This window comes from Sulfitobacter sp. UBA4523 (assembly GCF_002388305.1).
Taxonomy (GTDB): Bacteria; Pseudomonadota; Alphaproteobacteria; order Rhodobacterales; family Rhodobacteraceae; genus Sulfitobacter; species Sulfitobacter pontiacus.
Map to the genome: position 1 here is coordinate 1 of NZ_DGMH01000022.1, position 341 is coordinate 341.

A 341-nucleotide genomic window follows, 5' to 3' on the forward strand; every position below is an offset into this window, starting at 1 on the left:
TCGCGCAGACCCATATCTGAAAGGCAAAACGATGCTTACGCTTTATTTTACGCCCGGAACCATCTCTGTCGCGGTGGCGATTGCCATCGAAGAAGCCGCTCTGCCCTATCAGCCGGTGCGCGTCGATTTCGCCACGGCAGAGCAGACGAAACCCGAATATCTGGCGATCAACCCCAAGGGACGCGTGCCTGCGCTGCGGCTTGAGGATAATACGATCCTGACCGAAACCGGTGCGCTGCTGGACTATGTCGCTGCCATTGCGCCCAAAGCCGGGCTGGTCCCCACGGACCCGACCGCCGCCGCCCAGATGCGCAGCGCGATGTACTACCTCGCCTCGACCA

Annotated in this window: 1 protein-coding gene; it reads left to right on the top strand. The window is 61.3% G+C overall.

Annotation, left to right across the window (positions count from 1 at the left end):
• Window positions 1-31: 31 nt before the first annotated feature.
• Window positions 32-341: glutathione S-transferase family protein (locus tag B3849_RS04730; RefSeq protein WP_286779877.1), on the top strand; the 310-nt coding region annotated here is incomplete at its 3' end.